Consider the following 5000-nt stretch of genomic DNA (forward strand, 5'->3'; position numbering starts at 1 on the left):
CAACCGTTTAACGCCCGGCTTCCCGGCGGAGGCGGCTATCTAAGGAAGGCCGATCCTCTTGTCAAGCGATTGTTTCGAAGAAACAATCTGATCCGCCGGGGCGGTTCCTGCCGAAGCAGGGGAGGCGCGTATTTAGCGTCTCCGTTCCCTGCGTCAAGCCCTTCTTTTGAAGGAGAGGCTTTTCGCCGGGCCCCGCTGCCGTGTGACCGGCGGCGGAGGCGGGCTTTTAGCGCCCCACCGTTTTGGGTCAAGGCCGTTCGACACGGAAGCTGCATTTTTCCGCCGCGCCCCCCGGAATCCCGGGCCTGCGGCGGGCGCCGCCCGTCAGTTTTCAGCTCGGAGGATGCCCAGGGCCCGATAAAGAGGCACGGTCTGGCGCAGGAATCGCCCGGCCATTTCCGTCAGCACGGCGAGATTCTCCCCCTCCCCCGCCAGCTCCTGATCGTCGCGAGTCACCCGTTCATTCGTCTTGCGGAAGATCGACCAGGTCTCCTGCGCCATCGAGTCGGCATCACGGGCGCCGGCCAGCCAGGCGCGAAGCAGCAGCTGGGCGGATCGATTCGACAGAATCCCGCCTTCCGTCACGGGGGCGGCCAGATGTTTCAGGTGCCGGCCGCTCACCGCACGCTCGAGCACCAGGCGATTGTACGATTCGCAGCGCGCGATGACCTCCGGTGAGGGCGTGCGGGCCGGTCGAATCACCCCCATTCCCGCCAGCACCATCAGCGCCGAGACCAGATCCGCCCGCCGCATCGCGCCCAGGTCCGGAAGATTCGCCAGTCCGGCCACGCTTTTCGGACGATAGCCGTCGCCTTCAAGGCCGAGGACCAGCGGCTTGTAGGTCGCTTCCGCCAGAGTCGCTTCGCCGAGGGCTCCCGTCACACGGAAATCGATCTCGTCCAGACCGCAGGCGAGAACGAAGGCGGTGGCGCCGATTCGCTCCGCCTGTTCGGTCGCCGACATCGGGACGGCGCCCTTGATGAAGATATCCGGGCGGAAGCGCTGGTTCACCAGATAGTCCCGCACCGATTCGCGCAGCACCGGCGTCTTCTGACGATCGAGCAGGGCGACACTGGCCGGCTGCAGGTTCAGGTCGTTGACGCGGTCGAGGAGGCGGGCGGAGCTGACGAAGGTCAGCTTGGCCTCCCCCAGGGTCGCGGCCACCTCGGAAAAATAGGGCACGTGCCAATGGGTGTTGAGATACTCGTGCCCGAGATACCGACGACTGTTCTGCGCCAGCTTTCCGGCATGGGCCGCGGCGGCGCGGTTGTCGGAGAAGAAGCGGCCCTCGGCGGCGGCCACCTCCTCGACGAAGGCCAGGGCGGAATCGAGGGCGGCCGCCGGCCCGTCTGCCGGGCGGGCGGCGTGATCGTGCCCCAGGTTTAGCAGATGGCGGACAGGGGATCGGGCGGCCCAGCCCGGCTGGCAGTTGTAGCTCAGATAGAAGACGCCGCCCGGCCTCAGGCGGGAGCGGGCCAGTTCGATAATGACCGCGCGGTTGGCGTCCGACACCCAGCTCCACACGCCATGCAGGACGATGACGTCGAACATCGGAAGATCCGTGCGACGGGCGAACTCGGCGAAGGAGTCATCGGTCAGCTGGAGGTCGGCGCCCGAAGCGGCGGCCAGCTCACGGGCGTGGACGACGTGGGCCGGGTTGAAGTCGACGCCCCAGAAACGCCCCTCCCCGGCCGCGGCGTGAAGGTTGATCGAGATTCCCTGGCCGAAGCCGAGTTCGAGGACGGTCGGCGCCTCCGGAATTTCGCAATGGACGCCGGAGAGAAGACAGCAGAAGCGCAGGTGGGCGGGGCCCAGCTCGTGATAGTAGCCGGACGTATAGTCGAGATCGGCGTAATAGCCCTCGGTCCAGTCCATCATCCGACGTCCGCAAAGCGCCGCAGGTCGCGCGGCCGGCGTCATCATCGGGGGCGGTGGCTGTCGGATCAATGCGGAGCGGCGCCACATACGCCCGGTTCCTGCGGGATTGAGCGTGTCTCCGGACGTCAAAAAGCCCCGTCGGTTTGTGCCGAGCGGGGCTTTTTGTTTGTTTGGGTGCGGGAGCAGGATTTGAACCTGCGACCTTCAGGTTATGAGCCTGACGAGCTACCGGGCTGCTCCATCCCGCGTCAGGGGTGGTGTGAGGAAGGTGTTCGAGAAGTTTTCTGATCCATTGACCGACTGGTAGACCCGGCGGCGACCTACTCTCCCGCGCCTTGAGACGAAGTACCATTGGCTCTGGAGGGCTTAACGACCGAGTTCGGGATGGGATCGGGTGGGGAACCTCCGACATAGCCACCGGGTCAACCAGGCGGTCAGTGGATTAGAGAAGACATTGTCTATTCAAAGATCGAATGAGTTTTGCTGAGAAACGATCAAGCCGATCGGATTATTAGTACCAGTAAGCTTCATGCGTCGCCGCACTTCCACACCTGGCCTATCAACGTGGTAGTCTTCCACGATCCTCAGCGAAGCCTTGTTTTGAGGTTAGTTTCCCGCTTAGATGCTTTCAGCGGTTATCTATTCCGTACATAGCTACCCTGCTGCGCAGCTGGCGCCACGACAGGTCCACCAGAGGTACGTCCATCCCGGTCCTCTCGTACTAGGGACAGATCCTCTCAAGCTTCGAACACCCACGGCAGATAGGGACCAAACTGTCTCACGACGTTCTGAACCCAGCTCACGTACCACTTTAAATGGCGAACAGCCATACCCTTGGGACCTGCTCCAGCCCCAGGATGTGATGAGCCGACATCGAGGTGCCAAACTTTGCCGTCGATATGGACTCTTGGGCAAAATCAGCCTGTTATCCCTAGAGTACCTTTTATCCGTTGAGCGATGGCCCTTCCACGCGGGACCACCGGATCACTATGGCCGACTTTCGTCTCTGCTCGACTTGTCAGTCTCGCAGTCAGGCGGGCTTATGCCATTGCACTCGACGACCGATTTCCGACCGGTCTGAGCCCACCATCGCGCGCCTCCGTTACACTTTAGGAGGCGACCGCCCCAGTCAAACTACCCACCACGCCATGTCCCGGGACCGGATAACGGCCCTCGGTTAGACGTCAACGACAGTAAGGGTGGTATTTCAAGGATGACTCCACCGGTGCTGGCGCCCCGGTTTCATAGTCTCCCACCTATCCTACACATACGGTCGCTAACGCCAAGGCGAAGCTATAGTAAAGGTTCATAGGGTCTTTCCGTCTGACCGCGGGAACCCCGCATCTTCACGGGGAATTCAATTTCACTGAGCCTGTGCTGGAGACAGTGGGGAAGTCGTTACGCCATTCGTGCAGGTCGGAACTTACCCGACAAGGAATTTCGCTACCTTAGGACCGTTATAGTTACGGCCGCCGTTTACCTGGGCTTCAGTTCGACGCTTTCACATCTCCCTTTAACCTTCAGGCACCGGGCAGGCGTCAGACCCTATACGTCGCATTGCTGCTTCGCAGAGCCCTGTGTTTTTGCTAAACAGTCGCTACCCCCTGGCTTGTGCCACTCAGTCTAGCTTGCGCTAGGTGAGTCACGCTTATTCCGAAGTTACGCGTGCAATTTGCCGAGTTCCTTCAGCACAGTTCTCTCAAGCGCCTTGGTATACTCTACCTGACCACCTGTGTCGGTTTCGGGTACGGTCTCTGCTGGAGTTATTTCCAGGGACAACTTCGCTGCCAGGACAATCCAATAAGCCCTGACAACTTACGCCATCCGTCACTTCCAGCTGGTGCAGGAATATTTACCTGCTTCCCATCGACTACGCTTTTCAGCCTCGCCTTAGGGGCCGACTAACCCTGCGCAGATTAGCTTTACGCAGGAACCCTTGGTCTTTCGGCGACAGTGTTTCTCACACTGTTTATCGTTACTCATGTCAGCATTCTCACTTCCGATACCTCCAGCCAACCTCGCAGTTGACCTTCACCGGCTTACGGAACGCTCCGCTACCGCTTGCACAAAGTGCAAACCCATACCTTCGGCGACTGGCTTGAGCCCCGTTACATTTTCCGCGCAGGATCGCTTGATCAGTGAGCTGTTACGCTTTCTTTAAAGGATGGCTGCTTCTAAGCCAACCTCCTGATTGTCAAAGCAATCCCACATCGTTTCCCACTTAGCCAGTACTTGGGGGCCTTAGATGATGGTTAGGGTTGTTTCCCTTTTCACGACGGACGTTAGCACCCGCCGTGTGTCTGCCCGATAGTTCTCCTGGGTATTCGGAGTTTGGTTAGTATTGGTACCGCTCGCGCAGCCCGCAACCATCCAGTGCTCTACCCCCCAGGGAATTCGTCGGACGCTCTACCTAAATAGATTTCGCGGAGAACCAGCTATGTCCAGGTTTGATTGGCCTTTCACCCCTATCCACAAGTCATCCCAGAATTTTTCAACATTCACGGGTTCGGACCTCCAGTTGGTGTTACCCAACCTTCATCCTGCTCATGGATAGATCACCTGGTTTCGGGTCGTCATACGTCGAACTTGGCGCCCTATTCAGACTCGCTTTCGCTGCGCCTACACCTAACGGCTTAAGCTTGCTCGACACATGAAGTCGCTGACCCATTATACAAAAGGTACGCCGTCACCCCGCATGGGGGCTCCGACTGCTTGTAGGCTTCCGATTTCAGGATCTGTTTCACTCCCCTCGTTGGGGTGCTTTTCACCTTTCCCTCACGGTACTTGTTCACTATCGGTCGTAGAGGAGTACTTAGGCTTGGAGGGTGGTCCCCCCATGTTCAGACAGGATTTCACGTGTCCCGCCCTACTCGAGTCTCTTGCTGTTTGATGTCTACGGGGCTGTCACCCGCTATGGCCGACCTTTCCAGGTCGTTCGACTTTATTTCACAAGAGCACTGGCCTGGTCCCGGTTCGCTCGCCACTACTACGGGAGTCTCGGTTGATGTCCTTTCCTCCGGGTACTGAGATGTTTCAGTTCCCCGGGTTCGCTTAATGAACCCTATGTATTCAGGTCATTATACCTTTAAGCAATCAACCAACCCGTACCCACCCGAAGATGA

General features: G+C 59.2%; 1 protein-coding gene, 1 tRNA gene and 2 rRNA genes (1 of these 4 cut by a window edge). All 4 read right to left on the bottom strand.

Annotated elements, in window-relative coordinates; genetic code table 11:
- Positions 1-324 precede the first annotated feature (324 nt).
- Positions 325-1878 (bottom strand): class I SAM-dependent methyltransferase, encoded by a 1554-nt coding sequence (locus ACFQQC_RS08090; protein WP_376861451.1) that lies wholly within the window; start codon positions 1876-1878, stop codon positions 325-327.
- A 171-nt stretch (positions 1879-2049) separates the two neighbouring features.
- Positions 2050-2126, bottom strand: a tRNA-Met gene (locus tag ACFQQC_RS08095).
- A 59-nt stretch (positions 2127-2185) separates the two neighbouring features.
- A 5S ribosomal RNA gene (rrf, locus tag ACFQQC_RS08100) occupies positions 2186-2300 on the bottom strand.
- Positions 2301-2368: 68 nt separating this feature from the next.
- Positions 2369-5000 (bottom strand): 23S ribosomal RNA (locus ACFQQC_RS08105); it runs 154 nt beyond the window's last position.

It is taken from the genome of Brevundimonas sp. GCM10030266, from assembly GCF_042666595.1.
Taxonomy (GTDB): domain Bacteria; phylum Pseudomonadota; class Alphaproteobacteria; order Caulobacterales; family Caulobacteraceae; genus Brevundimonas.

What these genes read in the sequence shown, in the direction of transcription:
- ACFQQC_RS08090 (WP_376861451.1), bottom strand. Translation starts at nt 1,878, where the DNA reads ATGATGGACTGGACCGAGGGCTATTACGCCGATCTCGACTATACGTCC.